The organism is Methanobacterium petrolearium, assembly GCF_017873625.1.
Lineage (GTDB): Archaea > Methanobacteriota > Methanobacteria > Methanobacteriales > Methanobacteriaceae > Methanobacterium > Methanobacterium petrolearium.
Map to the genome: position 1 here is coordinate 185,889 of NZ_JAGGKL010000005.1, position 22,923 is coordinate 208,811.

A 22,923-nucleotide genomic window follows, 5' to 3' on the forward strand; every position below is an offset into this window, starting at 1 on the left:
AAAATGAAGACTCTGATGGTAGTTGACCCCCGCCGCTGCAGTGAATGCCAAGACTGTATCAATGCTTGTAAAAAAATTCATGGTGTGGCCAGGACCAAGAAAACCAGCACCGTACCTATATTTTGCCTGCAATGCCATCCAGACAAAGCACCATGTGCCCGAATATGTCCCACAGGAGCTATACGAGAAGAGGATGGTACCTTAATAGTGGATGAGGACGCCTGTATATTATGTCGTCTGTGCATGATCGCCTGTCCTGTGGGGATGTTGGTTATTGATGATGGGAAAAAGGCAGTACAGAAATGTACATTATGCCTCGATGCGGAAGACCAGATACTCCCTGCCTGTGTAGAAGCCTGTAAGGATAATGTGCTTAAGATATTCTCTGTAGAAGAACTGGAAGACCTGAAAAAAGATCTTTCCTACACCGAAGTTCTTAACGAAGCAATGAAAGCATATCAGGAAAAACTTTAGAAAAATATTTTTTAATACCTAATAAAATCTGAAAGATAATAGTAGTGTTAGCTGTTATCTTCAAACTCTTTTTTTTAACTTGTATCCTGTTAATTGAATTATTAATTTACATTATGAATAAAAACGTATTTTCCTATGTTGAATTTAGCCGTAAATATAGAAACTATCCACCATGATTTCTATGTCTTCACCTGCTTCATCAAAGGCAGTTGGATCCCCTACAAACCACATGTAATACAATAAATCCATTTTCTTAAAGGACACTATTAAAATACTGGTGGGTGTGACCTCGTGGTTCTCACCATATACTTCATAAATTTCCATCCCATATTTTTCAAAATCACGTTCATCAATTACTTCACTACCCTGGACCTTGAACACATCTTTCAGCATCTCTGCAAATTCATGGGATGATACTTCAGCCACATTGGTGTTTCGGTTAAGTGAGAGGGTTATAGAGTTGTTTGCATACAACCCTCTAACTACCTTCTTGGCATCGGAAGTGCTGATGATCTCCCACTGATCTGAATAATCGAAAGACACTTCACCATTGTCAAAATTTAATATACGAGTTTTTTTAGGAGGTTCAAGGATTTTTTGGATGGATATATTGGCTTTTTCTCTAACATATTTATATTCGTCTTTTTGAGCGTTTTGAAGTGCTTTCAGTGCCCTTTCATCTCCGATTCTGCCCAGGGCTTCGGCAGCTCTTCCTCTCACATGGCGATTATTATCTCTATATTTCCCCAAAAGCACGGATATCAGTGCATTCAACGCTTTTTCGCCACCTATTTTCCCTATAACTTCTGCTGATTTGGTTCTGACTCGCCAGTTCTTATTTCGCAGTGCTTTTATCAAGGGCTCAATTGCACTTTCACCCATTTTTGCCAAAGCCAGCATGGCTTTCCAGCGCACATCAGCATCTTCATCTTCCATGGAATCTAAAAGAAGGGGAATGGCTCTCTCATCTTTCAGTTTTCCCAGTGATACAGCTGCATATTTGCGTACTTGCCAATCACTATCTTCAAGGGCTTTTATGAGGTAGGGAACTGCATGATGATCACCAATCATTCCTAAAGCATTGGCAGCAGTTTTTCTCACATCCCATTTTTGATCTTCCAGAGCAGTGATCAATGCATCTACTGCTTCACCATCGCCTATTTCTCCCAGTGCCCATGCTGATTTTAACCGCACTTCATCATCAGGATCGTCTTCCATGGATTCAATCAGGTATGGTACTGCTCTTACATCTCCAATTCTACCTAAAGCTTCTGCAGAATTTTCTCTAACTGAATTTAAAATTATATAATCAGAATGCCAGCTTTTATATCGTAAAGAATCAATCAATGCATTCACTGCCTTTTCATCTCCCACTTTTTTCAGAGCTCTAGCAGCTTCCTTTCTCATAAGATAGTTTCGATCCTTAAGGGCTCTTATAAGTCCATCAACATCTTGTTCTTCTTCAAGATATTCTATATCGGGATCACTTGAATCCATAAACATACTCCTGGAAATTAAGAATTACCCACTAAAATCATTATAATAATATTTTGTGTGCATTGAGTTTATAAGTTTAATATTAAAAAAATCAAAAACCCCTAAGTTTTTGACAGTGTCTATTCAACGAGTAGGGCATATCCAAAGATTATAGTAAGTCCTTTAAGAGTTTTAAAAATTGAGGGTATTCTTTTACCAAGCCCAACATGGACATCTTGGAGATTGATTCTAAATCCTGCTCTTTAAGAAATTTAGCCAGTATATTAATCTCTTCATCAGTTAATTTGTCCAGTATCTTACGATATTTTAATGAATCTTTAATATCTTTCCCTATTTCATTTTTCCAGCGTTTTTCATATTTTTTCAAGAAATTTGACGTGTTTTTTTCCTTTTCAATTCCTTCAGCTGCTATTTCTCCAGCTACACGTCCACAATGGGCTGCAATGTGAATTCCTCCTCCAGTGAATGGTTCAACTTGCCCTGCAGCATCTCCAACCACCAGAAGGCCGTCAGTGTATGTTTTTTTAACAGGTCCCAGCACTGGAACTCCGCCTATGTTAAGTTCGACTGGGGTGGCATCCATGTTGGTTGTGAATTTTTTAAGGAAATGGTATGCAGTTTCAGTGTTACTCCTCACTCCCACTCCTACATTGGCCACATTATCTCCCTTGGGAAATATCCATGCATAACCTTTGGGGGCTATCTTCTCGCCAAAATGAAATTTTAAATAATTTGGATCGGTGTTTAAACCCACCATCTCATACTGTGCACATGAACACAAACTGTTGGTAGTTTGACTGGTGTTAAGCCCTGCCATCTGAGCCACCCTGGATTCAATCCCATCAGCGGCAATAACAATATCAGCTTCAATTTCCATGGTACGACCCATGTGTTTGGCAACCACTCCACAAACCTTTCCTTCTTTTCGTAGGACGTCTTTGACTATGGTTTTCACCATTATGTCCGCCCCGGATTTGGCAGCTTCTATTGCCAAGTGTTTGTCAAATAGTTTTCTTTCTAAAATAAATCCCTCTGCATATCCTCCTTCCAGATGACCATGAGTACCGTCAGGGGCGTATATATCAGCTCCTTTAATTTCAGAACAAACGTACTTAGAAGATGGTTTCATTTCAAGGGTTTTGAAAGTACGGGAGCTGGTGGCCTCTGCACACTGAACCGGAGTTCCTATTTCCTGATTTTTTTCCAACATCAACACATCTGCACCATTTTTAGATGCAAATATTGATGCAGTGGACCCTCCAATACGGCCCCCTACAACTACAATATCATATTTCATTTTTCCCCTCTTTAATTGCCCCTAAAGGACATACTACCCTGCAAAAAGCACATTCTTCACATCCTTCGCGTGCAATGATTTTCATTTCAGATAGTTCCAGGATATTACGGGGACACACCGATACACATGCCCCACAATATCCGCATTCTTCTGTAGATATTATCATTTTAACACCTAATTCCACTTAAGCACGTGATTAAACATTTTTTACATATATATAGTATAATCTGAGTTATATTTATAAAACTTCATTTATTTTATTGTGAATAATTTTATTGTGAATGAACTATGGTTTTCGGATTCTTTTCATCCTGTATTTTATCAGTTTGAACCGTTAACTTAATATATGAAGTTCGCCCACTTGGGTGTATGCAGGGGTGCCCGAGCGGCCAAAGGGGGAGGACTTAAGATCCTCTGGTGTAGGCCTTCGAGGGTTCGAATCCCTTCCCCTGCACTCTGTTAAACTTTTAAATATTATTTGAACTGTAAATGAAGTGCCTTAGTGGCTCAGCCGGTAGAGCGATACCTTGGTAAGGTATAGGCCGGGGGTTCGAATCCCCCCTAAGGCTTTTTACAAAAATTGTGACTTTTTTATTAATTTCTGATTATATTAACAACCCGGTAATTTGAGTGAGAGAACGAATAATCCAAATTTCAGATATCCACTTTGGAGAGAAGAACTTTTCAGTTGATCTTAAAAACAACCTTTTAATGCAGTTAGAAAATGAAAATCCTGATTTGATAATTGTTTCCAGGGGATCTAACCAACAATGGATATCATCATGAATATGAAGCAGCAGCATTTGTTGACCAGTTAAAATCCATCACCAAAACGTATGTGATCCCTGGAAATCACGATGCTCGTAATGTAGGTATTCTTCATTATGAAAATCTTATTGGAAACAGAAAGTTTGTTCATATTGATAAAGATGAAGAATACGCGATTATTGGTCTAGATTCATCTGAACCAGACATCAATGATGGGCAGATTGGTATTGATCAGATGGAATGGTTAAAAATTCAGTTGGAAAGAATACCTGATAACATGGGTAAAATAGTTACATTCCACCATCATCTTTTACCAATACCTCAAACAGGGAGAGAAAGGAATATTTTACTTGATTCTGGAGATCTTATGAGAATTTTAACCGATAATGGTGTTGATCTTGTTTTAAATGGCCATAAACACGTTCCTAATGTTTGGATGGTTGAAAAGATGGTTACTCTTAACTCTGGAACTGCAACTACCCGTAAACTTAGGGGACACACCAGACCTTCCTACAATCAACTTTCATTTGAAGATGAGGATTTCCAGGTAGACTTGGTAGATACAGAAACTGGTAATAAACAACAATTAGGTTCTTACCAGGTTAAAGTTGAAAATGATGAGTATGTAGTCTGTTCAGCTCATCATAACTCAAAAGGAAATGTTTAATAAGAGGTTCCCCATTTTTTTTAATGTTTGTATAAAAATCATCATCCTTTTTTTGGTCTAATTAAAGGAATTCCCTTCTAAAAAAGATATTAATCCATGGTCAATATTTGGGTTTGTTCTGGGTTTAAACTGTACTAAACTATATAAGATAAAATTTATCAATAGTAAGATATAACATAATTTTTGTGTATTTTTTTCCAACTACCAGGTTAAGGAGAAGATGATTTAAAACATCAAGAGGACTTAAATTTGGTTGTTCTGTTCGTTTTTCGTTGAAGGGATCTTAATGTCAAAAATTTTAGATATAGTCATGGCTGGAATTATTTCCGGTATTGTTGCTTACACAACATCACAGTTAGGAATTGCAGGTACTATAATCGGTGCGGTATTGGGATCAATGCTCTATCAGTTGATGACACATTTCTTCCGGGAACCACTGGATAATGTAGATGGTTTGAAAACTAGAAATGTGGAAAGCAGAGTATTTTATGTTTTTCCACTCATCATAATCTTGGGTATAGAAATTTTATATTTATTTTCCTCATTTTACCATACCTTTGATGTGGTATTCCAATCCTTGGAAACAGCAACTGGATGGAATCTTTTCAGGACTATAGGTGTGGGACTCCTGATTATGGGTGTTTATCCCCTCCTTGAACCTGACAGAATATCACCACAGTATGGTTTAATGATAATGGCTGTGGGACTGGTGAAATTATTGGCGGGATTTGTGGATTATAACTCTTCTCTGGTGTCATTATATTTACCACTATTCCAACAATTCAATGAATTAATTTCCATAGTACTTATCGCTGTCCTGTTATATGTTATAGTATCCCTAATCCAGGATTCAGAGATTAAAGGTGAAGAGAACCAAAAAATAAATATTAAAAAGAAACAGGATCAGAAAGTGTAACATATCAGGCAATGATGAAAATGACTAATCGAGCAAAAAATAGCACACTTAAGGCAGTATTGGAGGTAATCCTCTACGATAATCCGGCAACACAGGATGAAATTGCGGATAAATTAGGTTTGACACGTAGATATGTAACCAAACTTTTACAACCCCTGATCAAAGAAGGTGTGGTCCGTAGAGCTTACATTCTTGATCTTAAGAAATTTGAAGAGTTTTCCGAGATGTTTGATGAGGAAAAAACTTCCCGTGAACATGCAGGCACGTTCCTGATTAAGGATATGCTCAGAGACATGGCTAAACATGTATGCCGCCAGTTTGACATGTCATTTGAAGCACTCTTAAATTACGATTCTGAAATGGCTGATGAAGCCCTTAGGCTTGATTATGTTTCAAACAACATGCATGAAAAGGTTCGATCCTCTGTGGAGACTGTTATATCAATTAATCCTTACTCCGAATTTAGTAAAACCATGGTTTTAGGAGAAGTGGGATACGATCTAGAAAGGATTGCTGACCATACTTGCCACATTGCCAACTTTGCCCTGCAAGAGTCGGACCCTATTGATGATGAAATGATGGAAACCCTAAAATCCATGTATAAGACTTCACGTAAAATGCTGAATCAGTCCATGGAAGCCTTTTTAGATGAGCGTCTTGAACTTAAAGATAAGGTAATGGATCATGAAGAAAAGATCCATTCACTGCAAAGAAAAGCATTAAACAATATTGCCACTCAAATGGCTGATGATGATATGGACAAAGATCGATCCAACTACTATTTATCCTTATCAAAAGTGGTGAAGGCATTTGAGAGAATAGGGGACATATCCATAGAAATAATTGACACTGCCGGTGAGTTTTATAGAAATATTCCAAGGACAACTACTCCCGAGAGGTTCCGTAGAACTAGATCGTAAAAGGCAGATTTTATTTGAATTTAGATATTTATTTTTAATTATTTTTTTTAATTATAGCCTTAGATTGATGTATAGATCATATGATTTTGTTTTGGCATATATTATAGAGAATCATGCTGTGTTAAGAATACTAAATATTTTCCCTAGATCTAGCAGATCGTTAGGTTTAATATAAGTATGATATCATTCATACATCATGTGTAAAATTTATCTTAGGATGTGATCAAATCTATGAAAGAAATAACTGGTCTTGGTCCTTTAAGAATCATCATTTAATTAATGATGGCAAACTGGTTTGAAAAGCTATTAATATTGTATAGGGGGAAAAAATGAAAAAAATAGTTTTATTTGTTGTAGCCATTATGGTTTTGTTAGTTATTTCTTCAGGTTGTACAAACAACAATACCTCGAATCAAAGTAGTAATGTGACTATAAAAATCAATTCTAACTCTACTTGGGGTGGAGAATACGCATATAAAGATGGAAACAGCTTAATAAATGGAACAGGTAATGCTTCATATGATTTAGGGCCTAATCCTGGGGATGTTACCGTCACTGTACAGGAAAATGTCACTTCTACAGGGCCGCTAACGGTACAATTATTACAAGGTGAAACTGTGGTTGAAACTCAGACTAACAGTTCTGATTATCCTGTGGTAACTATAAGTCACAAATTTTAATTATTTTTTTTATTTTATTTTTTTTAGGGTTTTTTAACTTGAATTTATGTCATAAAGTCTTTTTATAATAAAAAAAGTCATAATAAAAAAAACTTTTTTTGATCTTTTTAGATGTGTAACATTAAATAAGACATACACTTCAAGTGTATAAAAAAACACAAAAAGCATATAGGGGGTTTGACGAGTCATTCAATCCTCTCCCTAAAAATTAACTGATGTTAAAGTAGTTTAAGGTACTTTGAGATAAAAATTCAGGATTTCCGGCGGGATAAATAGTAATAAAAAATTCATTACCAGAAAAAACCATACTTTAAATTCTTTGATTCGAATAATTCCGTGAAGATTTAATTCATGGCATTGAATTTAATATACTCATTTTTTAGGAATTTTATCCTTGATAGAAATCATACAAACTATAATAATACCTTGAAACTTGGGTAAAACCATCCAGTAAGTGGTTTTAGGTCTGTTATAAACATTTGTACTGATGAAAACTTTTTGACTATCTGGAACTCTAAATTCCAGTAAGTTAATCTGTTCTTTTCCAGGAATGAAACTTTTGAATAAATTTATATATCATGAAATGATATGGGTCATACACTTCAAGTGTAAAATTGGACATAGTTTGTGATTAATAGATTTGAAGATCAATGCATTTGAGAAATTGAAAAATAGATAGTAGGGATTTGGCGATAAAAATTGAAGATTGGATTTACTCTCCAGAAGAAATGGCAAATTTTAATTGCCCTGGCAATGGGAACATCGGTGGTTCCTATAAATGCAGGAATAGTAAATGTATCCCTTCCCGCAATAACTGAATTTTTCCAAGTTTCGGTTGCAACATCAGAATGGGTTTTAACTGCTTATTTAATATCCATGTTGAGTTTAGTGTTGTTTTTTGGCAGAGTTGGGGATTCTAAAGGACATGAACGTCTTTATCTTGTGGGATTGGTATGTTTTATACTTTCTTCAATTTTGTGTAGTTTATCTCCATCAATACATTTTTTAATAGTATTTAGGGCATTGCAGGGTGTAGCTGCAGCCATGATGATTTCAGTATCCCTGGGAATTGTGAAAAAATCATTTCCAACTGAAGAACTGGGCAGGGCATTGGGAATATATGCAGTTGCCATAGCTGCTGGACTAGCGTTAGGCCCGGCAATTGGGGGTTTAATTGATTATGTTGGTGGATGGAGAACCATTTTCCTGATAAACATTCCGTTGTGTGCTTTCAGCCTAATTTTATGTTATTTTATATTGGACAGGGGTACCGGAGACACTGTAAAATGGGATTTAAGTGGTACCATCTTACAATTTTCATGCCTTTTTTCTATTGTTTATGAGTTGAATTATATTCAAACATCAGGAATAGATATATCAGCAGTAATTATTGGACTATTCACCATAGTAACCTTTTGTTTATTCATATGGAATGAGAAAAAGGTTGAAAATCCCTTATTGAATTTATCACTGTTTAGGAGAATCAAATTTTCTGCCTTTAACCTGGCTCTTTTTCTTAACTATCTTTGCATGTACATGGTGTTTTTCATAATGCCATTTTATCTACAGAAAGTTTTACATCTTGGTTCAAATGTCACAGGGTTAACATTGACTGCAGCTCCGGTTATTATGATGGGTTTGGCACCGGTGAGTGGGGTTCTTTCTGATAAATTTGGATCAAGGTATCTGGCTTTCGCTGGTTCAATTTTATCAGCTCTGGCTCTTTTTTCAATGACTCAATTAACAATATTCTCCAATTTTGTGGACGTTTTTTGGAGATTTGGCCTTTTGGGGGTGGGGGCAGCCTTTTTCCAATCTCCTAATAACCGTGCAATCATGGCTAATGCATCTGATGAGATGTCAGGGATGGTTTCCAGCATAATTGTGACTATGAGAAATCTGGGGATGGTTTTTGCAGTTAGTTTTGCAGGACTTCTGCTTTACACCACCATAGAACCCAGCACACTTCAGGTACCGGTTTTGTATAATCTTGCTGCCTATGATTTCACCACGGGAATGCATAGAGTGGTAATATTTGGGGGAATTATAAGTATAATAATGGCTTTACTTTCCCTTGCAGGTCTTAAAAGGGAAAAATTAGATATTCAACACCTTAAAGGCAAGGTAGATGATTTAATTGGTGATCAAGATTCGAATTAATTTTGAATTTATTATTTAGCAGAATTAATGTTAGTTCAATAAAAATTAGTTCAATAAAATGATTTTTTTTGAAAGTTAGCATAGAGTGAAATGCCTAAGAATGATAAACATAGCTCCAAATAATTTAACTAAAAAGAATTAACGGTGTCGTTTCCATGCCCAATTTCGTTAATCTCATGGAGTTTCCTGAAAGGTTGTTCCTGGGTTTTTTCTTCCTGAATATGGGCTAGAAGACCTGGAACTCTACCCACAATGAACAATCCGCACCCTACTTGCCAGTTAAAACCCAAATCTGAGAGTAATGCTGCGTTTGCCCCGTCAATATTCATTTTTATCTGTTTTTTTTCCCAGAGGATGTCCTGAATATTAATAACTAACTCAGCATGTTCTCCAAAACAATCATATTCTTTGGCAAGTTCAATAAGACGAGGGGCCCTTGGATCCTCTTTGTGATATCTATGGCCAAATCCGGGTATTTTTTTCTTATTATTATTGAAATACTCGCATATTTTCTGTGCCGTTTCATCCAGGGGTATTTTAGTACTTTTAGACATTAAAATGCCTTTTTGTAGCATTCGCATTGCTATTTCAATGGCGCCTGCATGGTTTTCACCAAAAGCCAGTATTCCTCCAGCTAAACATGCATTCACAGGGGATCCGGCAGAAGCCATTAATCGTGCTGATTGAGTGCTGGGTGGAGTGATACCATGGTCACAGAATGAAACCAATATTGCCTGGAGCATTTTTTCCTGGTTTTTGGTGGGTAGTACTCCCTTAATTAGAAGATGTATCATTTCTGGAAACGATATATTTCCTATGATCTCTTCCTGGGAATGCCCACGAGTAACAATTCTGTTGGGTTCAACCATGGTTATGGATGTTTTCCATGGGCTAGTTCTGGGTTGGAACATTCCCTTAAGTGCTTCCTCTCTAATCATGTAAGACCCTAGCTACTCTAAGATATAAATATTTATCGCTTTTAGTATTGTTTGGTTCACAAAGTGTGTTATTTTCTTTTTAATAGCAAATTATAACACGATTTTCGTTCACAAAATGGGTCTTTTAGTGCACTAATAGTAAGATTTATATAGTCTTAGAAGTTAGTAAGGGATGAGGTGATATGTATGGACATGAAATACATAATCGGAATAATAGTAGCCATAATAGTAATAGTTGGTGCTTATCTTGTCCTTGCCGGAAGTGGCGGTGGACAGGAAGAAACAATAACAATTGTTGGTTCCACATCAGTACAACCTGTAGCAGAAAAATTAGCCACAGAATATATGAAATCACATTCCAACGTGAAGATTACAGTTCAAGGTGGAGGTTCTTCTGTGGGTATTAAGAGTGTTGAGGATGGAACAGCAGATATAGGAACCAGTTCCAAAAACTTGAAAGCCAATGAATCCGAAGGATTAACGCAGTGGCAGATAGGTCTTGATGGAATTGCTATCGCTGTAAACAAAGAAAATAATGTAAGCGGATTAACTCTGGAACAGGTTAAAGGAATTTTCGATGGTTCAATAACCAACTGGAATGAAGTTGGTGGAGCTGATGCGAATATTAATGTAGTAATTCGTGAAGAAGGTTCTGGTACCCGTGATGCTGTTGCTGAAATAGTTTTGGGTGACAAAAAAGCTGAATTCGTAGACGGAGCCATCGTACAAAGTTCCACTGAAGCTGTACAACAAGCTGTAGCTCAGGATCCTGACGCTATTGGTTTCATATCATTTGCCTCATTAAGTGATACCAAAGCACTAGAGATAAATGGCGTGGCACCTTCAGAAGAGACCGTAAAAGATGGTACTTACGTAATACAGAGACCATTCTTGTTCCTGATTAAAGGAGATGCAACTGGAGCAATTAAAGAATTCATTGACTGGGTTAACGGATCTGAAGGTCAGGCTATCATCGAGTCTGAAAAAGTGGTACCAACTGGAGTACAGGTTAATAGTACCAGTTAACAGTGCACCACTAAAGAATATATCTTGGAATTTTTGGAATAGGTGGTTAAACCACCAAATTTTCCTTTTTTATATTTTAGGTTTAAGGTTTTACTTTAGGTGAAGAAATGAAAACAGTAAGTGTGGCCCTTTACAATAATTTTTGTGGAACAATAGACTCTTTTTTTGGGTTCCTTCATTCTTCTGGTGTTGATTACGTGAAGATTGGTAAGGAATGGATACCCTACAATGGAGAGACCTGGGCCATGTGAGACTTATTAATCATGATTTAAATGCAAATTCACGTGTATTTTATCATCACAACTTTATAGAATCAGATAGGAAGAAATGGAAAGAGTAATAGGTGAAAATTTCGAAATTCATACGTGACTTTAACCATCAGGAGAGAGATCAACCACCTTAGGGAATTGGAAATGTCAGGGGTAATTGTTCTCTAGGGTAAGGCAAGCTCATAACCCTAGAGAATGGATCCATCCCCATATAAACTATTCTGTCATCTACTTTCCTCGGGCATGTTTGTGCAATCCTGTAAATAAACTATCGTAAATAAACTATAAATGATCAAATATAATAAAACCATGAGGCATGATTAGGTTAAACCCTTTTGATTTCATTGAAATTTGAATATGAGGTAATCAATATGAGTAGAAAAAGTGAAGAGAAAATGATTCAAGTAGGTTTGTTTGCCGCTGCAATATCTTCTATTATTATCATTATTCTCATTATAGCCTTTATTTTCAAAGAGGGCTTCCCAGCAATAGCAGATGTTGGATTTTTTAATTTTACATTTGGAATGGATTGGGCTCCAAATAGGGGTGAATACGGTGTATTACCGATGATTGTGGGAACATTTGGTATCACTGCTCTATCTTTGTTAATGGCAGTTCCTCTTTCAATTTTCTGTGCAATATTCCTATCAGAAGTTGCCCCTACTTCCATGAGGAAAATTTTAAAACCCACTCTGCAGGCTCTTGCCGGAATTCCTTCAGTTATTTATGGATTTTTTGGTTTGATAGTTCTGGTTCCATTTATGAGAGAACAATTTGGAGGTACAGGATTCAGTATGTTCGCTGCGTCAATTATTCTGACAATTATGATACTTCCTACCATTGTCAGTATAACCGAAGATGCCCTAAGATCAATTCCTCTTGAATATAAGGAAGCATCTCTGGCTTTAGGTGCAACCCAATGGCAAACCATCAAAAATGTTATTTTTCCTGCAGCTCTCCCAGGAGTTGTTACTGCCATCATCCTTGGTATGGGTAGAGCCGTGGGTGAAACCATGGCTGTTATTATGGTAGCAGGAAACGTGGCTCACATACCCAACTCAATTTTTGACCCAGTAAGAGCTTTAACTTCTAACATAGCCATAGAAATGGGTTACGCTACTGGACTACATTATAATGCTTTATTTGCTACTGGAATTATTCTTTTCATAGTTATCATGATCCTACTGGTGGTTGCTAACTATGTACAAATCAGGAGTAAGGTGGAAATAGGGGGAGGAAATTTGTGAAATCCTATTTACTTAATTTAAACAGGACATGGAGGAAAAATAATGGTAATACATAGGATCATACCTCCCAAAAATGCCCAGAGTATCATGAATGTTGTATTCTGGTTTTCAGGAATTTTAACTGTCGTGATATTGCTGGTTATCATAGGTTATATATTATTTAATGGGTTACCTGTTATAACTCCTGAATTCTTGCTTAGTTCTCCAACAAATGCAGGAAGAGAGGGAGGAATATTTCCTATGATTGTTTCAACTTTTTATGTAACTTTCATTGCAGTTGCTGTTGCAGCTCCATTAGGCGTGCTTTCTGCTATTTATCTGGCAGAATACTCTGGTAAAAACAGAATAGTGCGGGCCATTCGTTTCGGATCCCAAACTCTGGCATCCATTCCTTCAATTGTCTTTGGTTTGTTTGGTCTAGCATTTTTTGTGGTATTCCTTCAAATGGGCTTCTGTGTTCTCTCAGGAGGGTTAACACTAGCTTTCATGGCCCTTCCCACTATACTGAGCACATCTGAAATATCTATACAAGCGGTACCCCAATCTTACAGAGAAGGTAGTCTGGCTATAGGAGCCACTAAATGGCAGACCACATATAAAGTGGTGTTACCAGCTGCCATGCCAGGGATAATTACAGGAATAATACTGGGAATGGCCAGGGCCATTGAAGAAACAGCAGCCATTTTATACACTGTTGGGTCTGCTACTCTTATACCCATATCTGTTTTTGATCCTGCTAGGCCTTTACCACTTCATTTGTATTACCTGGCTACAGAAGGACTTTCCATGGAGAATGCTTATGGTACTGCCGCAGTACTGGTGATACTAATCTTAGTAATAACCATAGTAACAAACTACCTAGTTGATAGATACATCAAGAAAATGATGGGGAGATAACCAATGGAATATAGGATTGAAACAAATGAATTGAATGTTTACTTTGGAGAATCACATATTCTTAAAGATATTTCAATTAAAATGCCAACCAACGAGGTCACCGCGCTTATAGGTCCTTCTGGTTGTGGAAAATCAACGTTCATACGAACCATTAACAGAATGAATGATTTGATACCCACTTTCCGCAAAGAGGGAACCGTCCTTCTGGATGGTGAAGATATTTATGATCCTAAAATGGATGTGGTTGACCTCCGGATGAGGGTGGGCATGGTTTTCCAGAAACCAAACCCTTTCCCAAAGTCCATTTTTGATAACGTGGCCTATGGTTTAGGTATTCAGGGAATCAATGATAAACATGTACTTAGGGAAAGAGTGGAACAGAGTCTTAAGGGAGCTGCACTATGGGAGGAGGTCCATGATAAACTGGAACATTCGGCATTGGGGTTATCTGGGGGTCAGCAGCAACGTCTTTGTATAGCACGTACCATCGCAGTGGAGCCTGAAGTAATCCTTATGGACGAACCATGCAGTGCACTGGACCCCATATCTACTACTAAGATAGAGGACCTAATCCATAAGTTGAAAAAGGATTATACAATTATTATTGTAACCCACAACATGCAGCAAGCCACCAGGGTATCTAAAAACACAGCATTTTTCCTCCATGGAGAAATTGTTGAAAGTGGACTCACTGAAAAAATCTTCATTGAACCGGAAGATAAAAGAACTGAGGATTACATAACCGGTAGATTTGGTTAACATGGGTGTTGGTATGCTTACGATGGTCTTGGAAAGAAAATTGCAATCCTTGGAAGATGAACTTCTTGGGTTTAGTTGGGAGACCATAAGAAGAGTGGATACATCTGTTAAAAGTTTTTTGGAAGAGGACATATCTCAGGCAAGAGAGATCATCGAAAAAACCGATGAGATCAATAAAGAAAGCTATAAAATAGAACATGGATGTTTGAAAGTTCTGGGATTACACCAGCCACTGGCCAAGGATTTGCGTTTAGGAGCAGCTCTTTTACGAACTTCCATAGAATTAGAACGTATAAATAACTTATCCGCTTACATAGCTCGCTATGCTATTGATGCAGCTGAAAGCCCTCGTAAATGTTATAAACCGCCTCACATTGAGTTCATGTCTCAAACAGCCCAGGACATGTTGAAAGATGCGGTAGGAGCACTTTTAAACGAGGATGTACAATTATTAAAACGTTCAACCCGAAGTTACGTGAACTTGCAGGATTTCTACAATCAGATGTTCTCTGAATATGATGAAATAACACACGGAGGTTCGCAAACTTCACTAATACTGGTTGGGAGGAATTTACTGAGCATGGGACATCATATAATGGGGATGGCTGACCGTATTGCCTACTCGATAGTGGGCAAACAGGTTATGCATCACAAACTGTTCCATAACATGTTAATGAGGTAAAAAATGTGGCTTCCTTCAGAAGAACCCCAACATATAGTTAGGGGTAACTTGAAAATATCTCATATGCCTGATTTGGGTTACATCAAGATTTTAGAAGGAGGCAACGAATCATTACTTCTAATCAAAGAGGAAAAAATTGTTGCTGCCTGGAATTTGAACGTTCAATCTCTTGAAGAAACTTATGAAAACAAAGCAATGGATTTAGTTATTATAAGTCCAGAATCAAGAATAGAAGTATATGAACTGGATGATAATATGTTTTCAACTATCATTGATTTGAATGAGGAATGTAAATTGCCATTACCCGTGGAAATAGACTTTTTACTGGAAAAAGTAGGAGAAAGTAGTCGTGAAGAAGTTCTATCTAAATACCGGATAATAGATCCGTCTGAAGATGATATTGATAACTTATTAGAAGATTATAAATCCAAGATAGGTGGAAGATAATATGAAAAAAGGATACCCAAGGGTACGGTTCCAGAAAAGGTTGGATGAACTAAAAAATGAAGTGGATAAAATGGGGCAAGCTGCTTTAAAAGCTTACCGTGATGCTTTTAGCACATTCATTGATTATGATGTAGAAGTAGTAAATAATGTAATGGAAACTAATAAAAAGGTCCATGAAATGGGTTACCAAGTTGAACACGATGCTATGGGAATTATAGCTGCTGAACAACCAGTTGCTGGAGATTTAAGGTTTATAGAGACCAGTATAAAAGTTTCTAGCCACTTAAAACGGATTTCTGGTTTGGCTTCTAACATTGCTGAGGTAGCAAGTCATGTGAAGGATGAAGAGATCCCTGAAAAACCCATGTTTGATCTGCAACGTATGGCAGACATTGTGGATGGTATGGTCAGTAAGAGTTTAGCTGCATTTTTAGGGAAAAATATGGCTGTTGCCAGGGAACTTCATCGGGATGATGATAAGGTAGATGATCTTTTTGATCAGGCCCTGAAAGATATAACAAAAAGTATGTTCCAGGATAAAGAGTCAATTTCTTATTCCATCTATCTTTTATTCTTGGCACGTTTCTTGGAGAGGATAGCTGATCGTGCAGAAAATATTGGGGATAGAACCATTTTCATGATCACCTGTGAAAAACTACCACTCATTGGTGAAGAAAAAGATTAGGCTTATTTAAACGTTTTTTAATTTTTTTAATTTTTTTTTATTTATATGGGCATTATATGCTTTTTGAAGTGAATTAAGTGTTTAGTCTATTTTGCAGTTTTCGTTTAATATGGCAGATGTTTTAAATTAGACAACAGTTAAACGTTAAGTTAAAACTATGAAGTTGATATAGTTACTGAATTAACCTGTTGAAACTTTTATTGATGTGTTTTAATCAAGTTTAAACTGATAACATCCTTTTTAAAATGAATAAAATCATTATAAGATGTTAATAGATTTTTAGCTTTTTATGCCATCTTTTTTTTGTTCTGGTTCTGTCAAATTTTGTTATTTGTGGTTGTTTTCTAAATCTTTAACTAATCATGTTAGACATACACTTCAAGTGTAAAATAGATCATAATTTGTGTCACAATGTTGGTTGTGATGGAAATATATGTCAATTAGGTGGTTTTGCATTATTTCATCGAATTTGAGGCATTAAATTCACAAAAAAGGATTGATAGGTTGAAAATAAGTGGAAAAATGAAATTTAAAACTTCAGTTAAGAAGGGATATCCTAAACTACCTAAACAATAACCCAAATATTTCAATAACTGTTAGATGATTACACTAACCAGGAATACATTTTAGTTGCCGCAGTAGAAGATGAGTTAAACAATGGAGGTTAATAAATATAAATCTTAGAAGTAATTTTAGTTAAATGGTTGGAAAAAAGAAAAATAATGCTCTTCAAATTGAACAAGAAATATTGTGAAACGTGAATAGGTGTATGAAGGTAATAAAATATGAAATTGTACTAATCAATTAATCTTCAATTTTTAAGATACCTGTAGCCCTACGGGCAGCCCAACACTGGATACAAACTCCGATGGGAAGTCCAGCAGTGTGGGTGTCTGCATACTCTATTTTAACATCCAGTGCAGTTGTTTTCCCGCCCATTCCCATAGGTCCAATGCCTGTGGAGTTGACCATTTCTAACATTTCTTTTTCGAGATTGGCCATGCGTTCCTCGGGATGATGTTCTCCAATTTCTCGTAGGAGGGCTTTTTTGGCTAGTTTAAGTGCCATATCTGATGATCCGCCGATTCCCACACCTACCACAATGGGGGGGCATGGTTTACCACCTGCAGCTAGCACAGTTTCCAGAACAAAGTCTTTGATGCCTTCTTTTCCTTCTCCAGGAAGGGCCATATTTAGAGCATTGTTATTTTCCGAACCGAAACCTTTAGGGAAGACGGTTATTTCAAGTAATTCACCATCAACCAGTTCAACATCTATCTGTGGAATGTGGCGACCAATGTTATTTCCCGTGTTTCGACGGGTAAGGGGATCCACCACGTTAGGACGAAGTGGCACCTTGCTAGTGGCTTTCATCACACCATTTATTAAACCATCTTTCAGGTTTTCCACATCCACATCACCCATTTTTACAAAGATAATAGGTAGACCAGTGTCTTGACATAAGGGTATACTCTGCTTTTCAGCAATTTTTATATTTTCGAGTATGGCTTCGAGGTTTAAAAGAGCTGTTTCATCTTTTTCAGAGTTATAGGCATATTCAATAGCTTTTTTAACATCAGAGGGGAGTTTAATGACTGCTTCCTCGTACAACTGACATGTGAGTTCTTCAACATGGGATTGATGTATCATTGGCATGGATAAATAGTTTATTCTAGAGTTTAATAACAGTTTCTAAAATAGATCCTTGTGAATAGGTTGATACTTTATTCATTTGAACTATATTTTAATGAGATATATTTGGAGGATTCCAATATTTTACAACTCAATACTCATATTTGGGATTAATTATTGCTGATAGAGTTATATTCAGTCTTATTAATTATTGATTGTCCTGTTGGGCTTAATGTGAAGTCGATGAAATCTTTCACCACTCCTGTTGGTGTTCCTTTGACTAAAAAAATTATTGGCCTTTGTAATGTGTATTTACCATTATCTACATTTTTTTTACTCAAAGAAACATTATTCATCATTAATAATTTGAGATCAGGATTCAAAGAATTTGTAGATAGATAGCCAATAGCACTGGGAATCACTGCTACATCTTGCATAACTTGATGGGTTGATATGGCTATGGTGGTGACATTATTTTGTTCTATTTCCCTGCCAAATAGTATATCTTCAAATGCCAGGCGAGTGCCAGAACCTATTTCTCTAGTGATAACAGTTATAGTCTCATCTTTTCCACCAACTTGTTTCCAGTTGGTGATTTTACCTTCATAAATTCCTTTTAATTGATCTGTGGTTAAGCTGTTTACTGGATTATTAGGGTTAACTACAACTGCAATACCATCGGTCCCGATTTGATATTGTGTTAAGCATTCACTTTCTTCTTTGGTTAAATTTCTAGAGGCAGTTCCAATATCAGCATTCCCTGATTGGGTTGATTTGATTCCTACCAGTGAATCTCCACCCTGGACAGTTATCTTTACATCAGGGTATTTTTCCATGTATGCTTGGGCCAGAGCTTTTGCTACTGGTTGTACTGTAGTGGAACCTACAATTTTTATTTCATGGTTGTCAGAGTCATTTATTACAATATATGACACAAAAACTAGCCCCGCTACTATTATAACAAGTATTAACAGGTACATGTTCATGTTTTCCATTTTTTATTCACCATAAATAGTTAACGGTATTATTGGGATTTGATAGTATTTTTTATCTTTATGGACGCTTTTATAGGTTGGGAAAAGTACTTTTGAAGGTCAAAAGTTGAAATTAGCAGGATTACACTACATATCACTCCAAAAAGGAATACTCTCTCTAAGCCGGTAATGAACTCGGTGGCTTGTACTCCCACCAGGGTAAGTTTCCCACTTAATGCAGTTTGTGAAATGGCTGTACTTAATATCAATCCAGCAAAACAATTACCTAAAACAGATCCAAGGTTTTTGGTTAGGGTCATCATTGCTGAAACCTGGGTTTTGAAGGTTTCTGGTACAACAGAAATTATCATTTTATTGTTGGGGGATTGATAAAGGCCGTATCCAAATCCTAAAGTTATAAGTCCCACAATTATGTAAGGAATGCTGGTTGTGGATTGAAAGGTGTAAATAAGAGTTGAAGCTATTATACAGGCAACACTAGCGGATATTACCAGGGGTTTTACTCCAATTCTATCAGAAAGTCCACCAGCAATAATTGATAAAAACATGGCTGTAAACATTATAATGCTGATAAGTATCCCTGATACATTAACTGGAACTCCCATAACCTTTTGGAAGTAGAAAGGCAGAGTAAAAAATGCCATATATAATATGATGTAGTTTAAGAGGAGCCCGGTGATGTATGCAGAGAAAGTGATGCTTCGAAACACAGTGAATTTAAATAAGGGTTCTTCATGTTTTGCTTCTGCCCAGACAAATAATCCTCCGAAAATCAGGGCCATTGCCAGTAAAATTATGTCATTAATGCTCAATCCGAACTGCTGGGATAATATAAGTGCATAAGTCAATGTAAAAAGAAAAATTGCTTGTAAAATAGCTCCCTTATAATCCATGAGTATGGACCAGATCTTCTGTTTGGAGAGGGGAGGATGATCGTTTTCGTAATTTTCTTTCTTTTCCAATAATTCGAAATCTTTATCAGCCTGTGGGTTCTGGGCAGTAAATAGGTAAACACAGACACTCAGAAGACCAAAGGGTATAACAGTTAAAAATATAGTTTGCCAGCCTAGATATGCTGCAATATAGCCCCCTACCAGAGGGCCAATGGCATATCCTCCGGATAAGGCTACCAGAAGGCAGCCCATTGCCAGTCCCAGTTTTTCTTTTGGGAATGTTTTGTCTAATATTGCATAATATACTGCTGCCATGAAACCAGCAGCAAAACCTTGAATACCTCTTAATATTATTAACATGTCGGCGGAAGTGGCAAAATAACAGCTTAAAGAGGTACAAACCCATATTATTGTTCCCAACATGAAGAATTTCTTACGACTCCACATTCCAGCTATCCTGCCCAGAATTATCACTGATACAGTGAGACATAGCAAGTAAATGTTGGATATCCAAGTGGCAGTCATAACACTGGCACCAAAAAATTCGGTTATTGTGGGTAAGCAAACATTGACCAGACCAATGTAAAAGTTGAACATGAAATTTACCAAACAAATGGCAAGCAAAACAAGCCACATTTGGTGTGGGCTTTCCAGGGATACTTGGAGTTTGATAATATTCAGTGACATAAACAAGGTTGTGACAAAAATCACATAAATAGTTTACTAATTTAGAACTATAATTCACATATTGTGTATAAATGTCAGGGGATTCTAGTTTCTCGATTATTTTTTTTAAGTTATGTTCCTACTTTGAGAATTAAATTGTGCAAATAGCAAAAAATATAATAGAGTGATGATTCATAATTCAGCTTACAAAAATCCATGACGAATATGAAATTTGTTGAGGAATGATAAAAATTAATAATTGGGTAATGTGCATAATTGCATAATTTGTGGTGAAATCATTGAATTTGCGTAGACGTACTTTGATTACCATTGCGATATCACTGGTATTACTTGTGTTAGCGCTTTATGTTATATCTCAAAGTCTTTTAATGGGAAGTCTTTCTGAAATACAGGATGAAAGTACTCAAAAAGATCTTGAAAGCATAAATGATCTACTATTCAAAGATTTGGATGAGTTAAATACACTTAGTAAACATTGGGCAGCTATGGGTGAATCATCATTGTATGATGAAGAAAGTTATGCCTTAAATCCAGAAACCAAATATATCTTTAATAGCACTGGTATTGATTTCGTAATAATCTCATCCTCGTCAGACGGCGTGATATATTATGATGCCTTCAATAGTCAAAATGGGAATCTATCTGACGATCTAAAAAGTTATTTAGCCAAAAATAACTCGTTTCCATATTCAGATAATCCTGATTCAGACATCAATAACAATAGTTGTAAAGGGATTCTTTTACTTTCATCAGGCACATATCTTGTTTCATCAAACCCCATTTCAGGATCACAAGGCAGTTATTTAATTTTAGGACGCTCTTTAGAGTTCCCTGAAGATAGCCAGTTAACTAAAATTCCAGGGTTATCTTTGGAAATAACTCCATTCATAACTGGTGATGCAGTTCCCACTTTTCATGATGTAAATCGTGGTTTTTCATACAGTTCTCCTATAATCATAAAAAGAACGGAAAATGATACTATAAATGGATTTTCGTTACTGAGAAACAGCCAAGGGCGTGCTATTTTTCAGGTCAAAATGTCAGAAAATCTTTATGTTGAAAATAAAGGTCAGGAAACTTTGATCTATTCAATCATCTCCTTTTTAGTTATTGGACTAGTTTTAGGTTTCGTAATACTCATCTACCTGGATCGAATTGTTCTATTTAGAGTGAATAAACTCAGTAACCAGGTACAGGAAATAACTAAAACCAATGATCTATCCCAGCGTTTACCAACAAACGGTACACATGACGAAATTTCTAAGCTTTCTATTTCCATTAACAGTTTATTAATCTCTTTGCAACGTTCTTGGAACGAAATTCAGCAAAGTAGGATGAAGTACAGAAATATTTTTTATAACACCGGCACGGCTATGATCATAATTGAAGAGGATGGGACTTTATCATTGATCAATTCAGAATTTGAGAATTTATCTGGCTTTAAAAAGGCAGAAGTGGAGGATATAAAAAGTTGGGAAGATTTCTTTCCAGAAGATATTGAAAAAATGCGAAAATTCAATAAGATGAGAAAAACAAAACCTGATTTAGTTCCACGAAATTACGAAGCTCGTTTTTTAGATAATGAAGGAAAATTCAAAGATGTTCATCTTACAGTAACAACCATTCCAGGCACTAAACAGCTTTTAGCTTCTTTAATGGATATCACTCTGCTAAAAAAATCTTTGAAAGAAAAAGATGCACTTCTCAGGGAAATTCATCATAGAGTTAAAAATAACATGCAGATCATGATAAGTTTGCTGAACATGAAGGCTAGGCATACTAGTAATAATGATTTGAAGGGTGTTTTACTGGAGAGTCAAAACAGAATCAGGTCCATGGCAATGGTTCATGATGGTCTTTATCATTCACAGGACATGATCCATATCAATATAGGGGAATATATCCAAAGATTGACTGCAGGACTATTTGCATCTCATAATGTGGACATCAACTTAATAAGGCTGAAAATAAAGGCAGAACAGGTCATGTTAAATATTGACACCGCAGTACCATTAGGTCTTTTGATAAATGAATTGGTAAGTAATTCCATAAAACATGCTTTTAAACCTGGTGAAAAAGGAACAATAAAGGTTGAGCTGTTTTCATCTACATCTGAAGATGAACCTACTTGCCAAGATGAGTTTACTTTGATTGTTGAAGATGATGGAATTGGATTACCTGAAGATTTTGATATTCATAATCCAAAAACCATGGGCATGAAGCTTATCGATGCTCTAACAACACAGTTAGAAGGAAAAATTAAGGTTAAAATTGTTAATGGGACACGTTTTGAAATTCAATTTAAAGAACTTAATTATATGAAACGGATTTAATTATTAAAAGAATTAACACAATCAATATTCTATTTGGGATATTCAAAATTTAAT

Annotated in this window: 21 protein-coding genes, 2 tRNA genes and 1 pseudogene; 17 read left to right on the forward strand and 7 right to left on the reverse strand. The window is 36.3% G+C overall.

The annotated features are described in order from the left end of the window. Positions 1 to 3: 3 nt before the first annotated feature. Entirely contained in the window at positions 4 to 474 is a 471-nt protein-coding gene (locus J2743_RS06345; RefSeq protein ID WP_209625732.1) for a 4Fe-4S dicluster domain-containing protein, read from the forward strand. A gap of 144 nt (positions 475 to 618) precedes the next feature. Here J2743_RS06345 and J2743_RS06350 read toward each other — a convergent pair whose 3' ends face one another. From J2743_RS06350 to J2743_RS06360, 3 genes are all read right to left on the reverse strand, one after another. Further along, on the reverse strand, positions 619 to 1,971 hold the full coding sequence (locus J2743_RS06350) for a HEAT repeat domain-containing protein (protein ID WP_209625733.1): 1,353 nt from the start codon (positions 1,969 to 1,971) through the stop codon (positions 619 to 621). 148 nt (positions 1,972 to 2,119) lie between these two features. After that, positions 2,120 to 3,268: an NAD(P)/FAD-dependent oxidoreductase gene (locus tag J2743_RS06355; RefSeq protein ID WP_209625734.1), complete on the reverse strand. Its 1,149-nt coding sequence runs from the start codon at positions 3,266 to 3,268 to the stop codon at positions 2,120 to 2,122. Beyond that, on the reverse strand, positions 3,258 to 3,434 hold the full coding sequence (locus J2743_RS06360; RefSeq protein WP_209625735.1) for a 4Fe-4S binding protein: 177 nt from the start codon (positions 3,432 to 3,434) through the stop codon (positions 3,258 to 3,260). Before J2743_RS06360 ends, J2743_RS06355 begins: the two co-directional genes overlap by 11 nt. 205 nt (positions 3,435 to 3,639) lie before the next feature. On the opposite strand from J2743_RS06360, the gene J2743_RS06365 reads away from it, so the two are divergent. The 7 genes and pseudogenes from J2743_RS06365 (at position 3,640) to J2743_RS06395 (ending at position 9,379) form a co-directional block, all read left to right on the forward strand. Beyond that, a tRNA-Leu gene (locus tag J2743_RS06365) sits at positions 3,640 to 3,722 on the forward strand. Positions 3,723 to 3,764: 42 nt separating this feature from the next. Then, a tRNA-Thr gene (locus J2743_RS06370) sits at positions 3,765 to 3,837 on the forward strand. Between the two features lie 61 nt (positions 3,838 to 3,898). Beyond that, positions 3,899 to 4,703: pseudogene (locus J2743_RS06375) on the forward strand (metallophosphoesterase family protein). Between the two features lie 286 nt (positions 4,704 to 4,989). Continuing rightward, positions 4,990 to 5,619: a hypothetical protein gene (locus J2743_RS06380; RefSeq protein WP_209625736.1), complete on the forward strand. Its 630-nt coding sequence runs from the start codon at positions 4,990 to 4,992 to the stop codon at positions 5,617 to 5,619. Positions 5,620 to 5,639: 20 nt separating this feature from the next. Beyond that, on the forward strand, positions 5,640 to 6,539 hold the full coding sequence (locus J2743_RS06385; RefSeq protein WP_209625737.1) for a phosphate signaling complex PhoU family protein: 900 nt from the start codon (positions 5,640 to 5,642) through the stop codon (positions 6,537 to 6,539). Positions 6,540 to 6,868: 329 nt separating this feature from the next. Next, entirely contained in the window at positions 6,869 to 7,219 is a 351-nt protein-coding gene (locus tag J2743_RS06390) for a hypothetical protein (protein WP_209625738.1), read from the forward strand. A 699-nt stretch (positions 7,220 to 7,918) separates the two neighbouring features. Further along, positions 7,919 to 9,379, forward strand: coding sequence for an MFS transporter (locus tag J2743_RS06395; RefSeq protein WP_245248101.1), 1,461 nt, complete (start codon positions 7,919 to 7,921; stop codon positions 9,377 to 9,379). Between the two features lie 128 nt (positions 9,380 to 9,507). Here the strand turns inward: J2743_RS06395 and J2743_RS06400 are convergent, their stop codons facing one another. Next, on the reverse strand, positions 9,508 to 10,317 hold the full coding sequence (locus J2743_RS06400; RefSeq protein WP_209625739.1) for a citryl-CoA lyase: 810 nt from the start codon (positions 10,315 to 10,317) through the stop codon (positions 9,508 to 9,510). A gap of 186 nt (positions 10,318 to 10,503) precedes the next feature. On the opposite strand from J2743_RS06400, the gene J2743_RS06405 reads away from it, so the two are divergent. The 8 genes from J2743_RS06405 (at position 10,504) to phoU (ending at position 16,329) form a co-directional block, all read left to right on the forward strand. Then, positions 10,504 to 11,343, forward strand: a complete 840-nt coding sequence (locus J2743_RS06405; protein ID WP_209625740.1) for a phosphate ABC transporter substrate-binding protein — start codon at positions 10,504 to 10,506, stop codon at positions 11,341 to 11,343. Between the two features lie 107 nt (positions 11,344 to 11,450). Continuing rightward, the gene (locus J2743_RS06410) at positions 11,451 to 11,594 is read left to right on the forward strand and encodes a hypothetical protein (RefSeq protein ID WP_209625741.1); all 144 of its coding nucleotides are present in this window, start codon (positions 11,451 to 11,453) and stop codon (positions 11,592 to 11,594) included. Between the two features lie 389 nt (positions 11,595 to 11,983). Then, complete coding sequence (gene pstC / locus J2743_RS06415; RefSeq protein ID WP_209625742.1) at positions 11,984 to 12,859, forward strand: phosphate ABC transporter permease subunit PstC; 876 nt, start codon at positions 11,984 to 11,986, stop codon at positions 12,857 to 12,859. Between the two features lie 42 nt (positions 12,860 to 12,901). Further along, positions 12,902 to 13,756 carry a phosphate ABC transporter permease PstA gene (gene pstA, locus J2743_RS06420; protein WP_209625743.1) on the forward strand — a complete coding sequence of 285 codons (855 nt, stop codon included), beginning with the start codon at positions 12,902 to 12,904 and terminating at the stop codon, positions 13,754 to 13,756. A 3-nt stretch (positions 13,757 to 13,759) separates the two neighbouring features. Next, positions 13,760 to 14,515, forward strand: a complete 756-nt coding sequence (pstB, locus tag J2743_RS06425; RefSeq protein ID WP_209625744.1) for a phosphate ABC transporter ATP-binding protein PstB — start codon at positions 13,760 to 13,762, stop codon at positions 14,513 to 14,515. Between the two features lie 13 nt (positions 14,516 to 14,528). Continuing rightward, entirely contained in the window at positions 14,529 to 15,197 is a 669-nt protein-coding gene (locus J2743_RS06430) for a phosphate signaling complex PhoU family protein (protein WP_209625745.1), read from the forward strand. Positions 15,198 to 15,200: 3 nt separating this feature from the next. After that, positions 15,201 to 15,644 carry a DUF2226 domain-containing protein gene (locus J2743_RS06435; protein WP_209625746.1) on the forward strand — a complete coding sequence of 148 codons (444 nt, stop codon included), beginning with the start codon at positions 15,201 to 15,203 and terminating at the stop codon, positions 15,642 to 15,644. Position 15,645: 1 nt separating this feature from the next. Beyond that, entirely contained in the window at positions 15,646 to 16,329 is a 684-nt protein-coding gene (gene phoU / locus J2743_RS06440; RefSeq protein WP_209625747.1) for a phosphate signaling complex protein PhoU, read from the forward strand. Positions 16,330 to 17,133: 804 nt separating this feature from the next. Here the strand turns inward: phoU and J2743_RS06445 are convergent. From J2743_RS06445 to J2743_RS06455, 3 genes are all read right to left on the reverse strand, one after another. After that, positions 17,134 to 17,979 carry a fumarate hydratase gene (locus tag J2743_RS06445; RefSeq protein ID WP_209625774.1) on the reverse strand — a complete coding sequence of 282 codons (846 nt, stop codon included), beginning with the start codon at positions 17,977 to 17,979 and terminating at the stop codon, positions 17,134 to 17,136. Between the two features lie 152 nt (positions 17,980 to 18,131). Further along, a complete protein-coding gene (locus tag J2743_RS06450) occupies positions 18,132 to 18,956 on the reverse strand; it encodes a phosphate ABC transporter substrate-binding protein (protein WP_245248103.1) in 825 nt (274 codons plus the stop codon). A 29-nt stretch (positions 18,957 to 18,985) separates the two neighbouring features. Then, positions 18,986 to 20,536 carry an MFS transporter gene (locus J2743_RS06455; protein ID WP_280904481.1) on the reverse strand — a complete coding sequence of 517 codons (1,551 nt, stop codon included), beginning with the start codon at positions 20,534 to 20,536 and terminating at the stop codon, positions 18,986 to 18,988. Positions 20,537 to 20,814: 278 nt separating this feature from the next. On the opposite strand from J2743_RS06455, the gene J2743_RS06460 reads away from it, so the two are divergent. After that, the gene (locus J2743_RS06460) at positions 20,815 to 22,869 is read left to right on the forward strand and encodes a histidine kinase dimerization/phosphoacceptor domain -containing protein (protein ID WP_209625749.1); all 2,055 of its coding nucleotides are present in this window, start codon (positions 20,815 to 20,817) and stop codon (positions 22,867 to 22,869) included. Positions 22,870 to 22,923: the final 54 nt, after the last annotated feature.

What these genes read in the sequence shown, in the direction of transcription:
- J2743_RS06430 (WP_209625745.1), top strand. Translation starts at nt 14,529, where the DNA reads ATGCTTACGATGGTCTTGGAAAGAAAATTGCAATCCTTGGAAGATGAA.
- phoU (WP_209625747.1), top strand. Translation starts at nt 15,646, where the DNA reads ATGAAAAAAGGATACCCAAGGGTACGGTTCCAGAAAAGGTTGGATGAA.
- J2743_RS06410 (WP_209625741.1), top strand. Translation starts at nt 11,451, where the DNA reads ATGAAAACAGTAAGTGTGGCCCTTTACAATAATTTTTGTGGAACAATA.
- J2743_RS06380 (WP_209625736.1), top strand. Translation starts at nt 4,990, where the DNA reads ATGTCAAAAATTTTAGATATAGTCATGGCTGGAATTATTTCCGGTATT.
- pstB (WP_209625744.1), top strand. Translation starts at nt 13,760, where the DNA reads ATGGAATATAGGATTGAAACAAATGAATTGAATGTTTACTTTGGAGAA.
- J2743_RS06345 (WP_209625732.1), top strand. Translation starts at nt 4, where the DNA reads ATGAAGACTCTGATGGTAGTTGACCCCCGCCGCTGCAGTGAATGCCAA.
- pstA (WP_209625743.1), top strand. Translation starts at nt 12,902, where the DNA reads ATGGTAATACATAGGATCATACCTCCCAAAAATGCCCAGAGTATCATG.
- J2743_RS06450 (WP_245248103.1), bottom strand. Translation starts at nt 18,956, where the DNA reads ATGGAAAACATGAACATGTACCTGTTAATACTTGTTATAATAGTAGCG.
- J2743_RS06445 (WP_209625774.1), bottom strand. Translation starts at nt 17,979, where the DNA reads ATGATACATCAATCCCATGTTGAAGAACTCACATGTCAGTTGTACGAG.
- J2743_RS06455 (WP_280904481.1), bottom strand. Translation starts at nt 20,536, where the DNA reads ATGTCACTGAATATTATCAAACTCCAAGTATCCCTGGAAAGCCCACAC.
- J2743_RS06400 (WP_209625739.1), bottom strand. Translation starts at nt 10,317, where the DNA reads ATGATTAGAGAGGAAGCACTTAAGGGAATGTTCCAACCCAGAACTAGC.
- J2743_RS06350 (WP_209625733.1), bottom strand. Translation starts at nt 1,971, where the DNA reads ATGGATTCAAGTGATCCCGATATAGAATATCTTGAAGAAGAACAAGAT.
- J2743_RS06405 (WP_209625740.1), top strand. Translation starts at nt 10,504, where the DNA reads ATGGACATGAAATACATAATCGGAATAATAGTAGCCATAATAGTAATA.
- J2743_RS06360 (WP_209625735.1), bottom strand. Translation starts at nt 3,434, where the DNA reads ATGATAATATCTACAGAAGAATGCGGATATTGTGGGGCATGTGTATCG.
- J2743_RS06390 (WP_209625738.1), top strand. Translation starts at nt 6,869, where the DNA reads ATGAAAAAAATAGTTTTATTTGTTGTAGCCATTATGGTTTTGTTAGTT.
- J2743_RS06355 (WP_209625734.1), bottom strand. Translation starts at nt 3,268, where the DNA reads ATGAAATATGATATTGTAGTTGTAGGGGGCCGTATTGGAGGGTCCACT.
- J2743_RS06435 (WP_209625746.1), top strand. Translation starts at nt 15,201, where the DNA reads ATGTGGCTTCCTTCAGAAGAACCCCAACATATAGTTAGGGGTAACTTG.
- J2743_RS06385 (WP_209625737.1), top strand. Translation starts at nt 5,640, where the DNA reads ATGACTAATCGAGCAAAAAATAGCACACTTAAGGCAGTATTGGAGGTA.
- pstC (WP_209625742.1), top strand. Translation starts at nt 11,984, where the DNA reads ATGAGTAGAAAAAGTGAAGAGAAAATGATTCAAGTAGGTTTGTTTGCC.